Origin of the sequence: Rhizobium sp. Leaf341, from assembly GCF_001424325.1 — a bacterium.
Classification (GTDB): Bacteria; Pseudomonadota; Alphaproteobacteria; order Rhizobiales; family Rhizobiaceae; genus Ferranicluibacter.
The window spans coordinates 127,322-148,258 of sequence record NZ_LMPE01000003.1 but is presented as its reverse complement, the minus strand read 5'-3'; the positions used below and the strand labels follow the sequence as shown (position 1 = coordinate 148,258).

The window sequence follows — 20,937 nt, the reverse complement described above, 5'->3', positions numbered from 1 at the left end:
CAATGATCGGATGATCTAGCGACGGATATAGAGGTTGTCGTCGTCGCGCTGGCGACCCCCGAGGGCAGCTCCGATGCCGGCACAGATGGCGCCGATCAGCAGCGACACGGCGCCGATGAGGGCGGTGGTGGCGCTGGCCTTGCGGGCCGTCTCGGCGGCATCCGCAGCGGCCGTCTTCGCATCCTCGATGCTCTTCAGCACGCTGTCGACGCGCCTATTGGCATCAGCTTCCGTAAGGCCCGTGCGAGCCGCGATCAGCTGCGACAGATAGGTGCGGTCGCCTTCCGGGATCGTGCCGGTCGTCGCCCCGTTCATCAGGATGCGTGAGACCTCGGACGTGGCGTCCGGAGCGTTCGGGCCCGTCTGCGCGGTGCGCGGATCCGCCGGACGCAGCAGCGTATCGACGAAATAGGACGTCGCATTGCCGGCGGTGTCGGAGGTGGCCGCTGCGCCCACCGTTGCGGCGGTAGCCGTGCCGGTCAGCGAGGCTGCCGCCTGTACGCCGGTGCCGATGGTGGAGGAGATGACCGAGCCGAGCAGGCCGGCGGCGACGAGGGTCGCGATGGCCCAGGCGAGAATGCCATGGGCGGTGTCGCGGAAGAACGCCTCGTCATTGTGGATGCCGCTCCATTTGGTGCGCAGGCGTCCGGTCATGTAGCCGCCGAAGGCCGATGACAGCCATTGCACGATGACGATCCAGACGGCCGCGGACACGGCGAAGGTGGTGACCGACGGACCGTCATTGCCGAACGGCGACGCGACGCTGAGGCCGAGACCGGAGCCGAGGAGGGTAAGAAGCAGGGTCAGCGCCGAGGCGGCCACGGCGCCTGCAAAAATCGCGCCCCAGCTGACGGCGGACTTCGCCGATTCGGCCGAGGACACGGAGGCTGCCGCCGCGGGAATGGCGGCGGTGAGAGGCTTTGCCATCTCTGCCTCCTAGCGCACGAACAGCATGATGAGGATGATGATCGGGATCGGAATCCCCAGAAGCCAGAGCAGAATTCCGCGTCCCATGATGTCTCTCCTTGCTGTCCGGACGTACTGTCCGGTTATGACCTGCATCAACCACAAGGATATGGAAAAGTTCCGTTCGACTGCGCACGACATCGAGCGAACCTTGCTGATTCGCTTGATGCCAAACGTTTTTTGCGTGAAACGACGACGCGCCGGTCAGGCCTGCGTGCCGCCGACCGTCATGTCGTTCATGCGCAGGTGCGGCTGGCCGACACCGACCGGCACCCACTGGCCGCCCTTGCCGCAATTGCCCATGCCGGTATCGAGCGCCATGTCGTTGCCGATCATCGTGATGCGCTTCATGGCGTCCGGCCCGTTGCCGATCAGCATGGCGCCCTTCACCGGAGCGCCGACCTTCCCGTTCTCGATCAGATAGGCTTCGGTGCATCCGAAGACGAACTTGCCGGAGGTGATGTCCACCTGGCCGCCGCCGAAGGACACGGCATAGATGCCGCGCTTCACCGATGCGATGATCTCTTCCGGCGTCTTGTCGCCGGCCAGCATGTAAGTGTTGGTCATGCGCGGCATCGGCACATGAGCGTAGGATTCGCGCCGTCCGTTGCCGGTGGCCTGCATGCCCATCAGGCGCGCATTCTGCCGATCCTGCATGTAGCCGACCAGTTTTCCGTCGTCGATCAGCACATTGGAGGCGGACGGCGTGCCTTCGTCGTCCACGGTCAGCGATCCGCGGCGGGACTCGATCGTCCCGTCGTCCACCACAGTCACGCCCTTGGCCGCCACCTGTTCGCCGATCAGGCCGGCAAAGGCGGATGTCTTCTTGCGGTTGAAGTCGCCTTCGAGCCCATGGCCGACCGCCTCGTGCAGCATGACGCCCGGCCAGCCCGACGACAGCACCACGTCCATGGTGCCGGCCGGCGTGTCGATCGCCTCGAGATTGACCAGCGCCTGCCGCAGGGCCTCGTCGGCGCCGTGCCGCCAGGTCTCGCCGGTGATCAGATCGCCGAAGCCGCGCCGTCCGCCAAATCCGTAGGAGCCGGCTTCCTGCCGGTCGCCGTCGCCGACGACGACGGAGACGTTGACCCGCGTCATCGGCCGGATGTCCTGCACATGCGCCCCGTCGGCGCGCAGGATATCGACGACCTGCCAGCTCGCGGCGATCGAGGCGGTGACCTGGCGGACCTTCGGGTCCTTGGCCCTGACATAGGCGTCGATGTTGGAGAGAAGCGCGCCCTTCGCCTCGAAGCTCGGCTCGCCGATCGGGTTCTCGTCGCCATAGAGCCGGCGATTGGTCTTTTGCGGGGCTGCGGCGTAGGAGCCGGCATAGCCGCGCGTCACGGCGGACACGGCATCCGACGCGCGCTTCAGCGCGGCCAGCGAGAGATCGCCGGAATGCGCGTAGCCGACGGCTTCGCCCGCCACCGCGCGCAGGCCGAAACCCTGGTCCGTGTTGAAGCTGCCACCCTTCAGGCGGCCATTGTCGAAGGAGAGCGATTCGGACTGGATGTGTTCCAGGAACAGCTCGCCGTCATCGGCGCCCTTCAGGGTCTCGGCAAGAATGCGTCGCACCGCCGCCTCGTCGCCATCGAACAGGGTGATGAGATCGGTGTTCATGGAGCATCTCCGTCAGACTGGGTGAAGCCGCTATGTAGGCACGCGCCGGGGGAGGGGCAAGGCGGGTCGCATGCTCGTTCCGGCACGGCAGGGCGCGTCGTCTTGCGGCATCGCCGGTTTACGGCAGGGCGTCGTAGCCTTCGCCGAATCCCTTGAGGTCGACGGGAATGCCGATGCCTTCCTCAGGCGACTGGAAGACGATGAACGTCGCCGTCGCGCCGGAGCGGAAGGTCTTGAGCAGTTCTTCCTCCAGCACCACCTCGGCATAGCAGCCGTCGGAGAAGCAGCGGACGAAATAGGCGCGGCCGATATCCTTGCCGTCGACGTTGAGGCCGAGCCCGTTCGGCAGGAGCACGCCGAGCGGCGCGAGAACCCGCAGGATCTTTGCCTTGCGGTCGGCGGTTTTCAGCACCACCACCGACAGGCCGACCTCCGGCCGGTCCTCGGCGATCACGTTCTGCATCAATGCGCACTGCTCGGCCGATGCGCCGGCCGGCTGGTCGCAGACGATCGACCAGGCGCCGTGGTTCGACTTGACGGTGCCGGGGGCCGCGGGCGTCTGCTGCGCCATGGCACCCGTGGGCAGGAGGCCCAGAGGCAGCGCCAGAGCGAGGGCAACTCCGATGATCGACGGGCGAAAAAGCGGGGACAGGCCCATGAAAACCTCAAACTACCGAATCAGTCCGGCTATTCTTGAAGGGCCGGCCCGGAAATGAAAACCCCCGGAAGGGCCTGTGAACCCCTGTCGGGGCGGAGCGCGTCTCGTGTCGCCCGGCTTTCGCGGTGTCCCGTGGAAGGCAGGCGACGTTCTATCAAAGGGCGGTGTGGCGGAAATGCGACCCGCATGTTCCAGCCCTTGGCACCGTGGCATCCCGTCTGCGGCTCCATCTATCCCGCGCGCACGGGCTCTGTCCACACTCACCGCGAAATGCCGCCCCCGCGCTGTGCGGGATACCGCTTGGGCGTTTCGGGGCACGCCACACCCGCGCTGCGCAAAATGCCGCCCCGCGCTGCGCGGGATACCGCTCGAGCATTTCGGGACACGCCACACCCGCGCTGCGCAAAATGCCGCCCAGTGCTGCGCAAAATGCCGCATGGAGAAGCTGCGTCCCCCGGTGGCGGCGGCGGTCCTTCTGTGGCATTCTTCGCACGAGGAGCGGACCGTTGCCTGCGGTGCGCGGAGAGATGTTGCGGCACTGGTCAAACTGTGGTTTGAAGCGCTGTAAAGGGCGGAGATTGTCCGATCCGGCGAGAGCGGGATGGAGAGGGGAATTACGAATGGTGAGAAACAAGGCTTTTGCGGGTCTCGCGGCATGTGTGACGGCGGCAAGCTGTCTGCTTTCCGCGGGCACGGCGCTCGCGGACAAGCCGGTCGACTGGCAGACCAATTTCCAGGCGGCCGCGACCGGCATCATGGAAGAGGTTACCTGGTTCGAGCATTACACGCTGTGGTTCATCATCCCGATCACGCTGTTCGTGCTGGCTCTGCTGGTCGTGGTCGTGCTGAAGTTCCGCGAGAAGGTGAACCCGGTTCCCTCGCGCACCAGCCACAACACCGCGATCGAGATCGCCTGGACCGTCGGCCCCGTCGTGGTGCTTCTGTTCCTGGCCATTCCGTCGTTCCAGCTCCTGACCGCGCAGCTGACACCGCCGGCCAATCCGGACCTGACCCTCAAGGCCACGGGCAACCAGTGGTACTGGTCCTATGAATATGAAGTCGGGGAAACGCCGCTCTCCTTCGACAGCCTTCTGATGAAGGAAGAAGACCGCGCCGCCCTCGGCAAGGAAGACAAGAGCGCCTATCCGCGCCTCCTGGCCGTCGACAACGAGGTCGTCGTGCCTGTCGGCAAGACGGTGCGCGTGCTCGTGACCGCCGCCGACGTGATCCACGCCTTCGCCATGCCGTCCTTCGGCGTCAAGATCGATGCCGTGCCCGGTCGTCTCAACGAGACCTGGTTCAAGGCCGATCGCGAGGGCCTTTATTATGGCCAGTGTTCCGAGCTTTGCGGCAAGGACCACGCCTTCATGCCGATCGCCATCCGCGTCGTCAGCCAGCAGCAATACGACACCTGGCTGACCGCCGCTGCCGCCAATATCGGCGACGCCAACAAGGCCCTGATGGCCTCCGTCGATGCGGTGAAGACGACTGACGTCGCCGCCGCCGCCGCACAGTAATTCGGGGAGCTGGAAACAATGGCCGGAACAACCGCGCACACCGATCACCTTCACGATCATTCGCTCGACCACGCGCATGATGATCACGCCCACAAGCCGCTGACCTTCTTCCAGCGCTGGTTCCTGTCGACCAACCACAAGGACATCGGCACGCTGTACCTGATCTTCGCGATCTTCGCGGGCATCATCGGCGGCACGCTGTCGGTCTTCATGCGCGCCGAGCTGCAGGAGCCGGGCATCCAGATCTTCCACGGTCTGGCGTCCATGGTCTACGGCTTCGAGGGCGATGCTGCCATCGACGGCGGCAAGCACATGTACAACGTGTTCACCACCGCGCACGCGCTGATCATGATCTTCTTCATGGTCATGCCCGCGATGATCGGCGGCTTTGCCAACTGGATGGTGCCGATCATGATCGGCGCACCGGACATGGCGTTCCCGCGCATGAACAACATCTCCTTCTGGCTGATCATCCCGGCCTTCCTGCTCGTCCTTCTCTCCATGTTCGTGGAAGGTCCGGCCGGCGGCTATGGTGCGGGCGGGGGCTGGACGATCTACCCGCCGTTCTCGACAGCGGGGCAACCCGGGCCTGCCATGGATCTCGTGATTCTCGGCCTGCACATTGCCGGCGCGTCCTCGATCCTCGGTGCGATCAACTTCATCACCACCATCCTCAACATGCGCGCGCCGGGCATGACGCTGCACAAGATGCCGCTCTTTGCCTGGTCGGTGCTGATCACCGCCTTCCTGCTGCTCCTGTCCCTGCCGGTCCTGGCCGGCGGCATCACCATGCTGCTGACGGACCGCAACTTCGGCACGTCGTTCTTCGCGCCCGAGGGCGGCGGCGATCCGATCCTGTTCCAGCACCTGTTCTGGTTCTTCGGTCACCCCGAGGTCTACATCCTCATCCTGCCCGGCTTCGGCATCATCAGCCACATCGTCTCCACCTTCTCGCGCAAGCCGATCTTCGGCTATCTCGGCATGGCCTACGCGATGGTGGCGATCGGCGCCGTCGGCTTCATCGTCTGGGCGCACCACATGTACACGGTCGGCATGTCGCTCGACACGCAGCGCTACTTCGTGTTCGCCACCATGGTCATCGCCATTCCGACGGGCGTGAAGATCTTCTCCTGGATCGCGACGATGTGGGGCGGCTCCATCCGCTTCGCGACGCCGATGGTCTGGGCGATTGGCTTCATCTTCCTGTTCACGGTCGGCGGCGTCACGGGCGTCCAGCTGGCCAATGCCGGTCTCGACCGCGCCCTGCACGACACCTATTACGTGGTCGCGCACTTCCACTACGTTCTGTCGCTCGGCGCCGTCTTCGCCATCTTCGCAGGCTGGTACTACTGGTTCCCGAAGATGAGCGGCTACATGTACAACGAGTTCATCGGCAAGCTGCACTTCTGGGTCATGTTCATCGGCGTGAACCTCGTGTTCTTCCCGCAGCATTTCCTCGGCCTTGCCGGCATGCCGCGCCGCTACATCGACTATCCCGATGCGTTCGCGGGCTGGAACTTCGTTTCCTCGATCGGCTCTTACATTTCGGCCGTCGGCGTGCTGATCTTCCTCTACGGCGTGTTCGAGGCCTTCTCCAAGAAGCGGGTCGCCGGCGACAATCCGTGGGGCGAAGGCGCCAACACGCTGGAATGGCAGCTGTCTTCGCCGCCGCCGTTCCACCAGTGGGAGCAGCTGCCCCGCATCCGGTAAGGGCCAAGGAAGAGGGGGCGCTCACGTGGCGCGCCCCTCATCCGCCGCCCGGCACCTTGTCCCCGCGGTGCGGGGCGAAGGGACACGCGGCGACCGCCCGGATCCCCGCATCGTGGCCGCAGGCTTGAGGCCTGTTTCCTCGCCCTGCTAGGGGGAGGGGCCAAGGTGAAGGGGCCAGGGTGAAGGGCCAAAGTGAAGGCCCGGGTCAGGGCAGCCACAGGGCACGGCCTGTCATGGGAATGGCCCGGTGAGGGCAGCCTTCGGGCGCACGTCTCGCCGGAGCAGGGGCCGGAAGCCCCACCCGAAAACGCTTGAAGGAAGACAGCTGGAATGACCGTCATCGATACCACCGGAAACCTCAATGACGGCGAATTCCGCCTGTCGGAGGCCTCGGCGCGCGATTACTGGGCGCTCCTCAAGCCGCGCGTCATGTCGCTGGTCGTCTTCACGGCCTTCGCCGGCATGGTGCTTGCACCGGGTACCATCAATCCCTTTATCGGCTTCGTCGCCATCCTCTGCATCGCAGTCGGTGCCGGTGCCTCCGGCGCCCTCAACATGTGGTACGATGCCGATATCGATGCCGTGATGAAGCGCACGGCGACGCGGCCCATTCCCGCAGGCCGCATCACCGGGCAGGAAGCGCTCGGCTTCGGCCTGACGCTCTCGGCCTTCTCGGTCTGCATCCTCGGTCTCGTCGTCGGCTGGTTCGCCGCCGGGTTCCTCGCTTTCACCATCTTCTTCTATGCCGTCGTCTACACGATGTGGCTGAAGCGGGCGACGCCGCAGAACATCGTCATCGGCGGTGCGGCCGGTGCTTTCCCGCCGATGATCGGCTGGGCCTGCGTCACCGGCGGCGTTTCGATCGAAAGCCTTGTTCTCTTCCTCATCATCTTCCTGTGGACCCCGGCCCATTTCTGGGCGCTGGCGCTGTTCAAGATGGGCGAATACGGCGCGGTCGGCGTGCCCATGCTGCCGAACGTCCGCGGCATTCCCGCCACCAAGGTCCAGATCCTCGTCTATGCCGTCCTGACCGCGGTTGCCGGCATCTGTCCGACCCTGCTCGGCTTTGCGAGCCTCGGCTACGGTGCCGTGGCGCTGGCCCTCGGCCTCGGCTTCGTCTGGTATGCGGTCAAGGTTCAGTCCATGCCCGAGACGGACGAAAAGATGGTTCCGGCCAAGAAGCTCTTTGCCTTCTCGCTCGTCTATCTCTTTGCAATCTTCTCGGCGCTGCTCGCCGACCGCGCGGTCCTCGCGCTGCTGCAGGCCTTCGGAAAGGGCTTCTGATGGATCTTGTCACGCTTACGCCGGCCCAGAAGCGGGCCCGCCGCGGCCGCAACATCGCGCTCGGCTTCGTGCTCTTCGGCCTGGTGGCGCTGTTCTACGTCGTCACGCTCGTCAAGTTCTCGAACGGCCTCGCGCAGTAGGAGAGGCGTGCCCATGACACCGCAACCGGCAGCACCAGCAGGCAGAACGGGCCAGGCCGCCGCACCGGCGCGCCCTTCGGCGGCCCAGCCCGAGCGTCGCAACGGCGTGATCGTCGGCGCCTGCGTCGCCTTCGTCGTCGGCATGGTCGGCATGGCCTACGCCGCCGTTCCGCTCTACGACATGTTCTGCAAGGTCACCGGCTACAACGGCACGACGAAACGCGTCGAGCAGGCCTCCGACACGATTCTCGACAAGACCATCCGCGTCACCTTCGATGCCAATGTGTCCGGCGATCTGCCCTGGCGGTTCACGCCGGTCGTGCGCGAGATCTCGCCGAAGATCGGCGAAACCGTGCAGGTCGAGTTCAAGGCCCGCAACATGGCCGACGTCCCGACCACCGGTCAGGCCGTGTTCAACGTCACGCCCATGCAGGGCGGCGCCTACTTCAACAAGGTCCAGTGCTTCTGCTTCACCGAAACGACGCTGCAGCCGGGCGAAGAACTGGAGATGCCGGTCGTCTTCTACGTCGATCCGGAGATCGTCAAGGCGGCGGAAACGAAGGACATCGGCACGCTCACCTTGTCCTACACCTTCTATGCGCGCCAGCCGTCAAAGCCGGTCGCTGCACTGAAGACGGATCAACCGGCGGCAACGACCGGAAAACTGTAAGGCCCGCAGACACCTGCGGGAAATGAGATCAGCAGACGGACAGTGCTTGAAAAGACAGGGCTGTTCGGAAAGAGTGGCACCGGTACGCCGGACCGCTTCAGGCGAGGGGACGACGGGGAGAATCACATGGCCGACACGCATCAGAAGAACCACGACTATCACATCATCGATCCCAGCCCCTGGCCGCTGCTTGCCTCCATCGGCGCGTTTGTCATGGCCTTCGGCGGCGTCGCCTATATGCGCTATCTCTCGGGCGGGTCGTTCAAGATGTTCGGCCTCGAATGGGCCAATCCCTGGATCCTGTTCATCGGTCTCGCCATCGTTCTCTACACCATGTACGCCTGGTGGGCCGATACGGTGAAGGAGGCCCATGAAGGTCACCACACCCGCGTCGTCTCGCTGCACCTGCGCTACGGCATGATCATGTTCATCGCGTCGGAAGTGATGTTCTTCGTCGCCTGGTTCTGGGCCTATTTTGATGCGAGCCTGTTTCCGGGCGAGGCGATCCAGGCGACCCGGACAGCCTTTACCGGTGGCCAGTGGCCGCCGAAGGGCATCGAGGTTCTCGATCCCTGGCACCTGCCGCTCTACAACACCGTCATCCTGCTCCTGTCGGGCACGACGGTCACGTGGGCGCACCATGCCCTGCTGCACGGCGACCGCAAGGGCCTCGTCAGCGGCCTGACGCTGACCGTCCTGCTCGGCGTGCTGTTCTCCTTCGTCCAGGGCTATGAATACGCCCACGCGCCCTTCGCCTTCAAGGACTCGATCTACGGCGCCACCTTCTTCATGGCGACCGGCTTCCACGGCTTCCACGTCCTCGTCGGCACCATCTTCCTCGCGGTCTGCCTCATCCGGGCGCTGAAGGGCGATTTCACGCCGCAGCAGCATTTCGGCTTCGAAGCCGCCGCTTGGTACTGGCACTTCGTCGACGTCGTCTGGCTCTTCCTCTTCTTCTCCATCTACATCTGGGGTGGATGGGGCGCACCGCTCGCCGGCTGATCGGCCCTGAACGTGACGACGGACGCCGCGGCGTCCGTCGTGCTTTGCCTCCCGGTCATCGGTCGCACGCCATGACCAGCCGCACGGCCATCGCGCCGTCGCCACATGCCCGGCCATCGGGCCCGAAGCGATCGCAAGACCCGATCTTGCCTGTGCCCCCAATCCTGCGGATGTTCCAGATTCTCACGGCGATCTTGGCCTTGCCAGGGGCTTCGGCAGACGCTTGCCAACGGCATCCTGCACACGCCCACACCGGCCAAACTGTCTCTTCGGTATTTCTATATTATTAACTGCTAAAATGCTAAGGTCCGACGGGGTTCATTTTCCATCGTAGGAACGAAGACCATGAAGAGACCAAGCATCGGCCTATCTCTGACCGGGACTATTGCCGGTCTGTTTGCCATCACCGCCACGCTCGCCTTCCTGTCGATCGGATCGATGCGCACCATCGATCGGAACAGCGGCATGATCGTCGAGCACCTCATGCCATCGCTTGCCAACTCCCAGCAGGTCAATGTCGCGCTGGGCGACCTGCGTCTGGCACTGCGCGACCATATCCTCGCCGACACGCCGCAGGAATTCTCCTCGGCGGAAGACCTTGTCGCGAAAGCCCGTGCCGACATTTCAAGCGCGATGGACGCCTATGCCAAGGTCATCAGCGAGCCGGCCGAACGCGCCGAACTCGACGATTTCCGGCAGACGATGCAGAAATATTTCGACGCGGCAGACGAACTTCTGGCGCATTCCCGCGCTGGCCGGAACACGGAGGCGCAGGCGGTGCTGCAGAGCCCCGCGATGAAGGTCCTGGCGAACCGGTTGAACACCATCATCGACGGCATCGTCGCGGAAAGCCGCAGCACGGCGGTGCGCCAGGGCGATGCAAACCAGCAGGTGATCCAGACCGCGATCCAGCTTGCCATCGTCCTCTCGGGCGCGGCTGTCCTGATCGGCATTCTCTCCATCTACCTCGCGCTCAGCCAGGTCGCCCGCCCCATCCGCCGGATCACCGGTGCCATGGCCAATCTGGCGAAGGGCGACACCGTTTCGGTCATTCCCTTTGCCGACCGCACCGACGAGGTCGGTTCCATGGCCGGCGCCGTCGAAGTCTTCCGCCAGGCGGCCATCGCCAACAAGCGGATGGAGGCGGAAGCCGAGGCTGCCCGGGTGCAGAGCGAGGCGGACCGCATCGCCGACCAGAAGCAGGCCGAGGCCGACGCCACCGTGCGGCTGCAGGTTGCAACCTCCGGCCTGGCCGCCGGTCTGCAGCGGCTCGCGTCCGGCGATCTCGCCTTCCAGCTGACCGAGGCCTTTGCGCCTGAGTTCGAGGCCCTGCGTCACGATTTCAACACGTCCGTCAGCCAGCTCGGCTCCACGCTTAGCGCCATTGCCGAGAGCATCTCCACCATGGACAGCGGCACGCGCGAAATCTCGGCCGGCGCCGACGATCTCTCCAAGCGCACCGAACAGCAGGCCGCCTCGCTCGAGGAGACCGCCGCCGCGCTCGACGAGATCACCGCCAATGTCAACGCCTCGACCAAGCGCACCTCGGAAGCCCGCTCGGTCGCAACGCAGGCCAATGACGGCGCCGTCAGCTCGGCCAAGGTCGTGTCCCACGCCGAGGAGGCGATGGAGCGGATCGAAGGAAGCTCGCAGCAGATCTCCAACATCATCGGCGTCATCGACGAAATCGCCTTCCAGACCAATCTTCTGGCGCTCAACGCCGGCGTCGAGGCGGCGCGTGCGGGCGATGCCGGAAAAGGCTTTGCGGTCGTTGCCCAGGAGGTTCGCGAACTCGCCCAGCGGTCCGCACAGGCCGCCAAGGAGATCAAGGGCCTGATCCAGAGCTCGTCGAACGAGGTCCAGAACGGCGTCCGGCTGGTGCGCGACGCCAGCTTAGCCCTGAACACCATCGGCAACTTCATCACCGAGATCAACACCCATGTGGAGGCCATCGCGACCTCCGCCCGGGAGCAGTCGCTCGGGCTCGCCGAGGTCAACCAGGCCGTCAACGCGCTCGACCAGACCACCCAGCAGAATGCCGCCATGGTCGAGCAGTCGACGGCCGCATCCGCCTCGCTGGCGGTCGAAGCCGGCAAGCTGCGCGATCTCGTGTCGCAGTTCAAGCTCGGCGGCGCGACCGGCCAGACCGCAGCCCTCCGGCAGACCGCCGGCGCCCTGCGGGCCTCCGGACCCGGCATGGCGGCCCCGGCCCCGGCCCAAGCCCCGGTCCCGACCTCGACCTCGGCCCAGACCACGCTGCGCCGCAGGCCTGCGGTGCAGGGCAATGCGGCTCTGGCCCGCGCGTCCTGGGAGGAGTTCTGAGCGGATCCACCCGCGCCGGGAGGCCAGCGCCTCCCTGCCGCCTTGCCACATCCCCGCAGTCTGCGGGGAAGATTAGCGTGCGCCTCTTTCGCGCCGGCATCTGGAACCCCAAGTCCCGGATCGGACCCGGTCGGACCCGGTCGGATCGAAAGGGACGAGGGGCCAGGGCGGAGCCGCACGGGATGGCGGGGTCGTCAGGGTCGGCAGCGGCAAAGCGTCCCACCCGGTGCGCGCCGGCTTTTCCTTCTCTTTCGGGGATATCCCCGGCCGTCCGGCCGTTGTAAACCGGCTTATACTGGAGACGCCGAGAGGGGCGAGACATGACCGCAGAACCGGACCGTCACGACACCGCGCATTACCCGCCGGTCGATCCCATCAAGGCGGGCCTGCGCGGCCGCTGCCCGCGCTGCGGCGAGGGCAAGCTGTTTGCCGGGTATCTCGCGCTGCGCCCGCGGTGCGCCGCCTGCGGGCTCGATTATGATTTTGCCGACGCGGGCGATGGTCCCGTCGTCTTCGTCATTCTGATCATCGGCTTCATCACGGTGGGAGCCGCCCTCTGGGCCGAGGTCAATTACAGCCCGCCGCTGTGGTTGCACTTCCTGCTCTGGATCCCGCTTGCCATCGTTCTGTCGCTCGCGTTGACGCGCATGCTGAAGGGCGTGCTGATCGATCTGCAGTATCGCAACAATGCCCGGCCCGGCGAGATCGATCGTGGCTGAGCCGATGGCATCGTCCGGCCCGGCGCGCCGTCTGCTGTCGGGCATCCTGCTCGTCGGCCTGTTTGCGGCGCTGGTCGGGCTCGGCACGTGGCAGATGCAGCGCCTCCACTGGAAGGAGGGCCTGCTGGCCGCGATCGACGAGCGGCGCCATGCCCCGCCCGTCGACATCGATGCCATCGCCGCCCTGGCCGCAGCCGGCACGGAGATCGACTATCGCTCGGTCCGCCTCTCCGGCACGTTCCGGAACAGCGGCGAGCGGCATTTCTTTGCGACCCATGACGGACAGACGGGCTTCTACGTCTATACCCCGCTGATGCTTGCCGACGGCCGCGCCGTCCTCGTCAATCGCGGCTTCGTGCCCTATGAGCGCAAGGAACCCGCCACCCGGCCGGAAAGCCAGCGCGAAGGGCCGGTGACGATCACGGGCCTTGCCCGCGCCCGGCTGGATGCCAAGCCCTCCTGGGTCGTGCCGGAAAACGACATCGCCAAGAACATCTTCTACTGGAAGGACTGGACGGCGATGACGGCGGCCTCCGGCCTTTCGGCGGCGCGCACGCTGCCCTTCTTCGTCGATGCCGATGCGACGCCCAATCCGGGCGGCCTGCCGGTCGGCGGCGTTACCCAGTTCGACCTGCCGAACAACCACCTCCAATATGCCCTGACCTGGTACGGTCTGGCGGCAGCCCTCCTTGCCGTCAGCGGCGTGTTCGTCTTTCGCCGGCGGGCCGAGGCGCGCCCGGGCCACGGATTTGAGGCCAGGTAGCCGGGGGCCATGTGTCCAGGGACGCGCGGAACGGCGAAGGGCCGAAGGCGGGCGCCGACGCGGCCCGCGACAGCCGTGCGGGGAAGCGCCGGGCGTCCGCTGATCGGCGGCAGTCCTGCCGGTTTGCCGTGCGGTGGCCGCTGTTCTTTCTTGTGCCTCCTGTCAGCGCCGCTATATAGGGGACATCGTCGTTCCCTGCGCCCGTCCGTTCGGTGCAGGCGGTCGGGCGATGCTCGCACTCCCGTTCACAGTCTTGGCGTCTTCATCCATGGAATTTCGTGCCCCTGACAAGCCCGCTTCGCAGGCGCCCGGTTCGTCGAAATCCGCGCTGACGATCCGCCTCTGCGGTCCGCGCGGTTTCTGCGCGGGCGTGGATCGCGCGATCCAGATCGTTGTGCTCGCGCTCAAGGAATTCGGCGCGCCGGTCTATGTCCGCCACGAGATCGTGCACAACCGCTATGTCGTGGAAGGGCTCGAGGCCAAGGGCGCGATCTTCGTGGAGGAACTCGACGAGATTCCGCCGGAACACCGCAAGCAACCGGTCGTCTTCTCGGCCCACGGCGTGCCGAAATCCGTGCCGGCCGATGCCGACCAGCGCAATCTCTTCTATCTCGACGCGACCTGCCCGCTGGTCTCCAAGGTGCACAAGCAGGCCATGCGCCACAACCGCATGGGTCGCCACGTCGTGCTGATCGGCCATGCCGGCCATCCCGAGGTCATCGGCACCATGGGGCAGTTGCCGGAGGGCAGCGTCTCGCTCGTCGAAACCGTCGACGACGTGGAGACCTATACCCCGCCGGATCCCGACAATCTCGGCTTCGTCACCCAGACGACGCTGTCGGTCGATGACACCGCCGGCGTCATCAAGCGCCTGCACGAGCGCTTTCCCAACCTCACCGCGCCCGCGGCCGACAGCATCTGCTATGCCACCACCAACCGGCAGGAGGCCGTAAAGCAGGCCGCGCCCGGCTGCGACCTGTTCCTGATCGTCGGCGCGCCCAATTCGTCCAATTCCAAGCGCCTCGTCGAGGTCGCGCTTCGTTCCGGGGCCCGCCAGTCGGTGCTCGTGCAGCGCGCGGCCGAAATCGACTGGGACCATCTCGGCGAAATCCGCACCGTCGGCCTGTCGGCCGGGGCCTCCGCGCCGGAGGTCATCGTCAACGAGATCATCGAGGCGTTTCGCCTGCGCTACGATGCCGTGGTCGAACTGGCCGATACGGTGGAGGAAACCGAAAACTTCCTCGTGAACCGTGAGCTGCGCCATGTGCCGCTCACCCCGTCCGACATGGCGTTCGTCAACGGCGACTGAGCCTCGCCGGAAGCTGAGCCACGGCCGGACCGCAGGCTCCGGCCATACCCCGATCTTCCAGAAAGCGAGGCGCTCCCGATGGCCGTCTACACCGATATCTCAGAGGACGACCTCCGGCAGTTCCTCGGTCCCTACGAGGTTGGCGAGCTCACCTCCTACAAGGGCATCGCCGAAGGCGTGGAAAACAGCAATTTCCTGCTCCACACCACCACGGGCGCCTACATCCTCACGCTCTACGAAAAGCGCGTGGATGCCGGCGATCTCCCGTTTTTCCTCGGCCTGATGCAGCACCTGGCCGATCGCGGGCTCACTTGCCCGCTGCCGCTTGCGCGTGCCGACGGGGCGCTGCTTGGCACGCTGTCGGGCCGCCCCGCCGCCATGATCACCTTTCTGGAGGGCATGTGGCTGCGCAAGCCCGAGGCCGCCCATTGCCGCGAGGTCGGCCGGGCGCTGGCCGAGATGCATGTCGCCGGCGAGGGGTTCGCCCTGTCGCGCAAGAATGCGCTCTCCGTCTCCGGCTGGCGCCCGCTCTGGGACAAGGCAAAGGGCCGCGCCGACGAGGTGCAGCCCGGCGTGGCAGCCGAGATCGCGGCCGAACTCGACCATCTCGAAGCGGAATGGCCGCGCGATCTGCCCGCCGGCGTCATCCATGCCGATCTCTTCCCCGACAACGTCTTCTTCCTCGGCGAACATCTCTCGGGCCTCATCGATTTCTATTTCGCCTGCAACGACCTCCTCGCCTATGACGTCTCGATCTGCCTCAATGCCTGGTGCTTCGAGAAGGACGGGGCGTTCAACATGACCAAGGGCATGGCGCTCCTGGCCGGCTACCAGTCGGTCCGCGCGCTGACGGCCGGCGAGATCGCGGCCCTGCCGCTGCTGGCCCGCGGTTCGGCCCTGCGCTTCTTCCTCACGCGGCTCTACGACTGGCTGACGACGCCGGCCGGTGCGCTCGTGGTCAAGAAAGACCCGCTCGAATATCTCCGCAAGCTGCAGTTTCACCGCTCGGTGCACTCGGCGCTCGAATATGGCCTGACGATCTCGGAACCCGACGCATGAAACATATCGACATCTTCACCGACGGCGCCTGCTCGGGCAATCCGGGTCCGGGCGGCTGGGGCGCCGTGCTGCGCTATGGCGAGACCGAAAAAGACCTGTGCGGCGGCGAGGCGGAAACCACCAACAACCGCATGGAGCTTCTGGCCGCCATCACCGCGCTCACCTCGCTGAAGGAGCCCTGCGAGGTGGACCTGCACACCGACAGCAAATACGTCATGGACGGGATCTCCAAATGGATCCACGGCTGGAAGAAGAACGGCTGGAAGACGGCCGACCGCAAGCCGGTGAAGAACGGCGAACTGTGGCAGGCGCTCGACGCCGCCAACCGCACCCACAAGGTCACCTGGCACTGGGTCAAGGGACATGCCGGACACCCTGAGAACGAGCGCGCGGACGAACTGGCCCGCAAGGGCATGGAACCGTTCAAGACGAAGCGTGGCGTGAAGCTGGGGTGAGATCGCGCCGGGAGCAGGCCGCTCCCGATCCGCTGCCGCGACCGTGTGCGGGAGAACACGGCCTGCGGGAGAACACGGCCTGGGGCTCTTGTATCAAGCGATGATGGGGAGGCAAGCGCCGTGCTCCGTATCCCCTGTTCCCTGCCCCGTGTTTTCTGTCCCTTGGCCCCGCACGCGGGGAGAGGGTGGCGGCAGCCGGTTGAGGGGCTGCCGCACAGGCCATCGTCAGATCTGCTCGAGCATCGTGGCAGCCGAGGAGACCGTTGCCTGACCCGGGCTTTCCTCGATGTTCAGGGTCTTCACCACGCCGTCGTCGACCAGCATGGAATAGCGCTTGGAGCGCAGGCCGAGCGTGCCGGCCGACAGGTCGATGTCGAGGCCGAGCGCCTTGGTGAAGCTCGCATCCCAATCGGACAGAAAGTGGATCTTGTCCATGCCGCCCGACGCGGTGGCCCAGGCGCCCATGACATGGATGTCGTTGACGGCGACGACGGCAATGTCGTCGATCCCGCGGGAGAGAATCGCATCGCGGTTCTCGAGATAGCCGGGCAGATGGTTGAGCGAGCAGGTGGGGGTGAAGGCGCCGGGGACGCCGAAGATCACAACGCGCTTGCCGGAAAACAGGGCGTCGGTGGTTACCTCCACCGGGCCGTCGACCGTCTTTTCCTTGAAGGTCGCGGATGGAATCTTGTCGCCGATCGAAATGGTCAAAGGGAGGTCCTCGCTCAGGGAGTGGCTTTGGGGGGATGGGGCTCGCGTGACGGCGCGGAGCGCGGTCGGGCTCCGTGGAAAAACCGCGCGCCGAGACGGCGCAAAGCGAGGATATAGATGGTCAGGGCTTGAAGACAAGCGGCGTTTCCATGGCCGCCATCCCGCCCGGCCGCTTCACGCTTATCGTCGCCCGGATGCTGCCGTCGGCCGGAAGGCCCGACGCCTTGAGCGGCCGTTTGGTGGGGATCCGCACCTGCGTCCGCCCTGTCGCATCGATCTCGCTCCGCAGGGGGCCGAACGCATAGCCGGAGGGCGCCGCGAGAAAGACGTCCGACAGGGTCGCACCCTCCGGCAGCGTCAGGGCCAGGGCGATCGCGTGGCCGGTTGCGTCGAAGCGCGCCTCGGCCACGTTGAAATCCGGTGACGGCGGCGCGGGCAGGGCGGCAAAGGCGGATCGGACGCGCGCCGTGTCCAGCGGATTGTCCGCGGCCGCCCCCGCCTGCGCGTCTGCAAGCGCGACGTCGAGCTGCGCCTGCACGGGGATGCAGATGCTTTTGCAGATGCCGAGAAACACCGAGGCCTCCAGCGTCAGGGCCCCGGATGCGCCCGAATTCCCCGACCCCCCGGTGCCGGTCTTCAGAAGCAGCGGAAAGGCGACCGGCTGGTCGTAGCCGGTATAGGTGAGATCCCCCTCTGCAAACCGCTTCGGCGGCGGCAACCGCAGGCCGGAATAGACGAAGTCATCAGCGCCTGGTCCTGTTGCGGTGATCGTCACCTCCGGGGGAATGCCGCTTGCTCCCGGGTCCGTCCAATAGGTGCGCCAGCCCGGCTCCAGCCGGATTTCCAGCATCGCCGGCAGGGTGCCATCCGCCAGCCGCGCGCCCGTGACGAGCCGGATCCCGCCGCCGGCCGTATCCACCCAGGCGCTGCGCGCGGCCGATGCGGTGTCCGGACCTGCTGCGCAGGCGAAAAAAAAGACGGCGAAAAGGGTTGCCACACGGGACGAATAGGTCAAACTCTGCAGGATACGGCGCTCGATCATCGACAGAGCCATAGCGGTTTTGGCGACATCGGAGAAGATCGGCAGGGTGCGGCGGCGCTGGGTGTCGCGCACTTTTTCTTGAAGACGCGGCCTGAGAGAACGCGTCTTTCCCGTCCACCCTGCGCAGGCGAGGGAACGAACGGCAGCAAACCAGCTTCCTCTGGGCCAGCTTCCTGAAGGAGAGGACGGTTTCGGCGCAGGCATCGCACACCGACACGGACACCAGACGACGGCAGGCATCGAGAAGGCGGGACAGATCTCAACCGGGAACAAGGGCACGGGTACCATGATGGCGACATTCCAGAAGAACCGCGAACGGGGCATGTTGGATGGGCAATTCCTGATTGCCATGCCCGGCATGGTCGACAGCAACTTTGCACGCACGGTCATTTTCGTCTGCGCCCATTCGGACGACGGCGCGATGGGCTTCATTCTCAATCGCCCGCAGCAGCTGACCTTTCCCGACGTGCTGCTGCATCTCGAGATCGTCGATCGGCTGCAGGCCATCCGGCTGCCGGAGCGCACACGCACGTTCCAGATCCAGACCGGTGGGCCCGTCGAGACCGGTCGTGGCTTCGTGCTTCATTCCGACGACTATCTGAGCGAATCGAGCATTCCCGTCAGTGATGACATCTGCCTCACCGCCACGCTCGACATCGTGCGCGCGATTTCGCGGGGAACCGGCCCCTCGCGCGCCATGATGATGCTCGGCTATGCCGGCTGGGGCGCCGGCCAGTTGGAGGCCGAGATCGCCGGCAATGGCTGGCTGACCTGCCCGGCCAATGAGGACCTGATCTTCGATCGCGACCTCGGCGACAAATACGATCGCGCGCTCGCTGGAATGGGGGTCGCCCCCGCCATGCTGTCGATGACGGCCGGCCACGCCTGACGGACGTCTACGCCGGACGGCCGGTTACGCCTCACGGCCTGGTGTCGTTCCGGCGTCCGATCTCGCGGAGCCCCGGCATCTGGCCGTTTGCCACTGCCTTTCCGCCAAGTGCTTTATGCCGTCATGACGTCGCGGTGAAAGACGCAAGTTTCCCGACGGCATCATGAATAAATCGCGGAACATTTTGTCCGACGCCCCGTTTCCAAGGCAAGCGGCACAGCAATCAAGCAGCGCTGCCAAGACAGGGAGTTACGCACATGGGTAGCATGTCCGACAAGGTATCCGGTCTCGCCAACGAGGCAGCAGGCAACGTCAAGCAGGGCGTCGGCAAGATGACCGACAACGAGCGCCTGCAGGCCGAAGGCAAGGCACAGGAAGTCAAGGGCGAAGTCCAGCAGGCTTCCGGCAAGGCGAAGGACACCGTCAAGGGTGCCGTCGACCGCCTCTAGGAAAGTTTCGCTACGGCGCGCGCCGTAGCACCGAGGTGCGCAACCGTCGCCGTCCTGACGGGTTCAACTGGATGGCGATGTGCGCCGAATGCCCGCTGTGCTTCGCGCCGGCGGGCATTTCCTCGTCTGGCCTCAGGGCCCGTCGTCAAGGATCAAAATACCGCGTTTAAGCCGCCCGTGTTCAGGGCGTCTCAACGGCGCGGGTGGCCGGCGTCACGTCGCCGGAGGCCTGCGGACCGCAAAGGCGGCGCTGGCAAGGTCCTGGGGACGGCGGCTTTGCCCAACCAAATTCGGCGAGGGCAGGGTTAGGCCGGCGCAGACAAGATCGACCCATTTGAGCAAGCATCCATTCAGACCCATATACCAAGCCACATCAAACAGCAGCCGACCCGCGGGGATGGCACAGGGACGATACGACCATGAAGCTTTTTACCTGCACGAATTGCGGAAATTCTGTCCATTTCGACAATAGAACCTGCGTGAATTGCGGCTCGAGGCTGGGTTTCGACACCGGCGCCCTGACCATGAAGGCGCTGGCGCCGGCGGGTGGCGACCTGTGGAGCGTGATCGGCGCGGCTGACACCTCCGTGCGGTTCTGCGCCAATGCCATGAACGACATCTGCAACTGGCTCGTCCCCGCCGAGAGTGCGAACACCTATTGCGTCGCCTGCAGCTACAATCACATCGTCCCCGTCACGGACAATCCGGAAGGCGTGCAGCGCTGGCAGAAGATCGGGCAGGCCCAGCGCCACCTGTTCTACTCGCTCCTGCGCTGGAACCTGCCGCGTCCGGGTCGCGACGTCGATCCGCGGGGCGGCCTGGTGTTCGATTTCCTCGCCGACGAGGTCGATGCCAACGGCAATGTCGTCCAGGCCGCGATGACCGGTCACGAGGACGGCCTCATCAGCCTGCGCGCGGCGGAAGCCGACGATGCCACGCGGGAAAGCATCCGCGTGTCCATGGGCGAGCCCTATCGCACGCTGCTCGGCCATTTCCGCCACGAGATCGGCCATTTCTACTTCGCCCAGCTTTGCCGCGACGAGGAAACGCTGGCGGAAGCCCGCGCCCTTTTCGGCGATGAACGCGAGGACTATGCAGCCGCCCTCCAGCGCAACTACGAGCAGGGACCGCCGGCCGACTGGCAGAACCGCTTCATCTCGACCTATGCCAGCTGCCATCCCTCGGAGGATTTTGCCGAGTGCTGGGCGCACTTCTTCCATATCGTCGATACGCTGGAAACCGCGCGCTCCTTCGGCCTCTCGACCGACCCGCGCCGTCACGAGGAAATGGCGGCCGAGGTCGATTTCGATCCCTACAACGTCCAGGACGCGCAGACGCTGGTCGATGCCTGGGTTCCCTTGAGCGTGGCCCTGAACAGCATCCAGCGCTCGATGGGACAGACCGACAGCTATCCCTTCGTGCTCTCGATCCCGGTCGTCCAGAAGCTCCAGTTCCTCAACCGCCTGATCCGCAAGGCCGGCCGGGGGGAATTGACCGGCGCAGCAAAGCCGGTGCAGACGGCGGCTTGAGGTTAAGACGAAAGGGCTGAGCCGGCGGGCGCAGCCGGTCTCACCCGTCGATCCGCAACGGGCTGGCTAACCGCCGGCGCGTGCGGGTCGCGCTGCTAAAGCGCGTTGCGTGAAAAGGATTCC

Annotated in this window: 19 protein-coding genes and 1 pseudogene; 15 read left to right on the top strand and 5 right to left on the bottom strand. The window is 65.6% G+C overall.

Annotated features, from left to right (window positions below; genetic code table 11):
* Positions 1 to 15: 15 nt before the first annotated feature.
* The 3 genes and pseudogenes from ASG03_RS02350 to ASG03_RS02340 all read right to left on the bottom strand — a co-directional run.
* A complete protein-coding gene (locus ASG03_RS02350; protein WP_062691944.1) occupies positions 16 to 927 on the bottom strand; it encodes a hypothetical protein in 912 nt (303 codons plus the stop codon).
* Positions 928 to 1,170: 243 nt separating this feature from the next.
* Positions 1,171 to 2,586 carry a metalloprotease TldD gene (gene tldD, locus ASG03_RS02345; RefSeq protein WP_062691942.1) on the bottom strand — a complete coding sequence of 472 codons (1,416 nt, stop codon included), beginning with the start codon at positions 2,584 to 2,586 and terminating at the stop codon, positions 1,171 to 1,173.
* Positions 2,587 to 2,704: 118 nt separating this feature from the next.
* Positions 2,705 to 3,130: pseudogene (locus tag ASG03_RS02340) on the bottom strand (invasion associated locus B family protein); the annotation flags it as partial.
* 737 nt (positions 3,131 to 3,867) lie between these two features.
* Between ASG03_RS02340 and coxB the strand changes: the two are divergent.
* From coxB to rnhA, 12 genes are all read left to right on the top strand, one after another.
* Complete coding sequence (coxB, locus tag ASG03_RS02335) at positions 3,868 to 4,761, top strand: cytochrome c oxidase subunit II (protein WP_156381745.1); 894 nt, start codon at positions 3,868 to 3,870, stop codon at positions 4,759 to 4,761.
* 18 nt (positions 4,762 to 4,779) lie between these two features.
* Positions 4,780 to 6,471 (top strand): cytochrome c oxidase subunit I, encoded by a 1,692-nt coding sequence (ctaD, locus tag ASG03_RS02330; protein WP_062691937.1) that lies wholly within the window; start codon positions 4,780 to 4,782, stop codon positions 6,469 to 6,471.
* A 330-nt stretch (positions 6,472 to 6,801) separates the two neighbouring features.
* A complete protein-coding gene (locus tag ASG03_RS02325) occupies positions 6,802 to 7,755 on the top strand; it encodes a heme o synthase (protein WP_062469467.1) in 954 nt (317 codons plus the stop codon).
* A complete protein-coding gene (locus ASG03_RS21735; RefSeq protein WP_062469465.1) occupies positions 7,755 to 7,895 on the top strand; it encodes a hypothetical protein in 141 nt (46 codons plus the stop codon). The genes ASG03_RS02325 and ASG03_RS21735 overlap by 1 nt, the downstream gene beginning before the upstream one ends.
* 13 nt (positions 7,896 to 7,908) lie before the next feature.
* On the top strand, positions 7,909 to 8,565 hold the full coding sequence (locus tag ASG03_RS02315) for a cytochrome c oxidase assembly protein (RefSeq protein WP_082475499.1): 657 nt from the start codon (positions 7,909 to 7,911) through the stop codon (positions 8,563 to 8,565).
* Between the two features lie 126 nt (positions 8,566 to 8,691).
* Positions 8,692 to 9,567, top strand: a complete 876-nt coding sequence (locus ASG03_RS02310) for a cytochrome c oxidase subunit 3 (protein ID WP_062469462.1) — start codon at positions 8,692 to 8,694, stop codon at positions 9,565 to 9,567.
* A 345-nt stretch (positions 9,568 to 9,912) separates the two neighbouring features.
* Positions 9,913 to 11,889, top strand: a complete 1,977-nt coding sequence (locus ASG03_RS02305) for a methyl-accepting chemotaxis protein (protein WP_082475498.1) — start codon at positions 9,913 to 9,915, stop codon at positions 11,887 to 11,889.
* A gap of 320 nt (positions 11,890 to 12,209) precedes the next feature.
* Positions 12,210 to 12,608: a DUF983 domain-containing protein gene (locus ASG03_RS02300; RefSeq protein WP_062469460.1), complete on the top strand. Its 399-nt coding sequence runs from the start codon at positions 12,210 to 12,212 to the stop codon at positions 12,606 to 12,608.
* The gene (locus ASG03_RS02295) at positions 12,577 to 13,371 is read left to right on the top strand and encodes an SURF1 family protein (protein WP_062691935.1); all 795 of its coding nucleotides are present in this window, start codon (positions 12,577 to 12,579) and stop codon (positions 13,369 to 13,371) included. Before ASG03_RS02300 ends, ASG03_RS02295 begins: the two co-directional genes overlap by 32 nt.
* Positions 13,372 to 13,639: 268 nt before the next feature.
* On the top strand, positions 13,640 to 14,680 hold the full coding sequence (ispH, locus tag ASG03_RS02290; RefSeq protein WP_062469453.1) for a 4-hydroxy-3-methylbut-2-enyl diphosphate reductase: 1,041 nt from the start codon (positions 13,640 to 13,642) through the stop codon (positions 14,678 to 14,680).
* Between the two features lie 78 nt (positions 14,681 to 14,758).
* Positions 14,759 to 15,739, top strand: a complete 981-nt coding sequence (locus ASG03_RS02285) for a homoserine kinase (RefSeq protein ID WP_062691933.1) — start codon at positions 14,759 to 14,761, stop codon at positions 15,737 to 15,739.
* Positions 15,736 to 16,194, top strand: a complete 459-nt coding sequence (rnhA, locus tag ASG03_RS02280; protein ID WP_062469448.1) for a ribonuclease HI — start codon at positions 15,736 to 15,738, stop codon at positions 16,192 to 16,194. The genes ASG03_RS02285 and rnhA overlap by 4 nt, the downstream gene beginning before the upstream one ends.
* A gap of 225 nt (positions 16,195 to 16,419) precedes the next feature.
* On the opposite strand, the gene ASG03_RS02275 is transcribed toward rnhA, so the two are convergent.
* Together ASG03_RS02275 and ASG03_RS02270 are read right to left on the bottom strand one after the other, a co-directional pair.
* On the bottom strand, positions 16,420 to 16,905 hold the full coding sequence (locus ASG03_RS02275) for a peroxiredoxin (RefSeq protein ID WP_062469445.1): 486 nt from the start codon (positions 16,903 to 16,905) through the stop codon (positions 16,420 to 16,422).
* A 121-nt stretch (positions 16,906 to 17,026) separates the two neighbouring features.
* Positions 17,027 to 18,019, bottom strand: a complete 993-nt coding sequence (locus ASG03_RS02270; RefSeq protein ID WP_062691931.1) for a protein-disulfide reductase DsbD domain-containing protein — start codon at positions 18,017 to 18,019, stop codon at positions 17,027 to 17,029.
* Between the two features lie 217 nt (positions 18,020 to 18,236).
* Between ASG03_RS02270 and ASG03_RS02265 the strand changes: the two genes are divergently transcribed.
* From ASG03_RS02265 to ASG03_RS02255, 3 genes are all read left to right on the top strand, one after another.
* Positions 18,237 to 18,836: a YqgE/AlgH family protein gene (locus ASG03_RS02265; RefSeq protein WP_062472091.1), complete on the top strand. Its 600-nt coding sequence runs from the start codon at positions 18,237 to 18,239 to the stop codon at positions 18,834 to 18,836.
* 257 nt (positions 18,837 to 19,093) lie between these two features.
* Positions 19,094 to 19,285: a CsbD family protein gene (locus tag ASG03_RS02260; protein ID WP_062469441.1), complete on the top strand. Its 192-nt coding sequence runs from the start codon at positions 19,094 to 19,096 to the stop codon at positions 19,283 to 19,285.
* 419 nt (positions 19,286 to 19,704) lie between these two features.
* Positions 19,705 to 20,814, top strand: a complete 1,110-nt coding sequence (locus tag ASG03_RS02255; protein ID WP_062691929.1) for a zinc-binding metallopeptidase family protein — start codon at positions 19,705 to 19,707, stop codon at positions 20,812 to 20,814.
* Positions 20,815 to 20,937 lie beyond the last annotated feature (123 nt).

Bases quoted from the DNA above. Each gene is read 5' to 3' on its own strand.
- ASG03_RS02350 (WP_062691944.1), bottom strand. From the start codon at position 927: ATGGCAAAGCCTCTCACCGCCGCCATTCCCGCGGCGGCAGCCTCCGTG.
- tldD (WP_062691942.1), bottom strand. From the start codon at position 2,586: ATGAACACCGATCTCATCACCCTGTTCGATGGCGACGAGGCGGCGGTG.
- ctaD (WP_062691937.1), top strand. From the start codon at position 4,780: ATGGCCGGAACAACCGCGCACACCGATCACCTTCACGATCATTCGCTC.
- ASG03_RS02325 (WP_062469467.1), top strand. From the start codon at position 6,802: ATGACCGTCATCGATACCACCGGAAACCTCAATGACGGCGAATTCCGC.
- ASG03_RS21735 (WP_062469465.1), top strand. From the start codon at position 7,755: ATGGATCTTGTCACGCTTACGCCGGCCCAGAAGCGGGCCCGCCGCGGC.
- ASG03_RS02315 (WP_082475499.1), top strand. From the start codon at position 7,909: ATGACACCGCAACCGGCAGCACCAGCAGGCAGAACGGGCCAGGCCGCC.
- ASG03_RS02310 (WP_062469462.1), top strand. From the start codon at position 8,692: ATGGCCGACACGCATCAGAAGAACCACGACTATCACATCATCGATCCC.
- ASG03_RS02305 (WP_082475498.1), top strand. From the start codon at position 9,913: ATGAAGAGACCAAGCATCGGCCTATCTCTGACCGGGACTATTGCCGGT.
- ASG03_RS02300 (WP_062469460.1), top strand. From the start codon at position 12,210: ATGACCGCAGAACCGGACCGTCACGACACCGCGCATTACCCGCCGGTC.
- ASG03_RS02295 (WP_062691935.1), top strand. From the start codon at position 12,577: ATGCCCGGCCCGGCGAGATCGATCGTGGCTGAGCCGATGGCATCGTCC.
- ispH (WP_062469453.1), top strand. From the start codon at position 13,640: ATGGAATTTCGTGCCCCTGACAAGCCCGCTTCGCAGGCGCCCGGTTCG.
- ASG03_RS02285 (WP_062691933.1), top strand. From the start codon at position 14,759: ATGGCCGTCTACACCGATATCTCAGAGGACGACCTCCGGCAGTTCCTC.
- rnhA (WP_062469448.1), top strand. From the start codon at position 15,736: ATGAAACATATCGACATCTTCACCGACGGCGCCTGCTCGGGCAATCCG.
- ASG03_RS02265 (WP_062472091.1), top strand. From the start codon at position 18,237: ATGGCGACATTCCAGAAGAACCGCGAACGGGGCATGTTGGATGGGCAA.
- ASG03_RS02260 (WP_062469441.1), top strand. From the start codon at position 19,094: ATGGGTAGCATGTCCGACAAGGTATCCGGTCTCGCCAACGAGGCAGCA.
- ASG03_RS02255 (WP_062691929.1), top strand. From the start codon at position 19,705: ATGAAGCTTTTTACCTGCACGAATTGCGGAAATTCTGTCCATTTCGAC.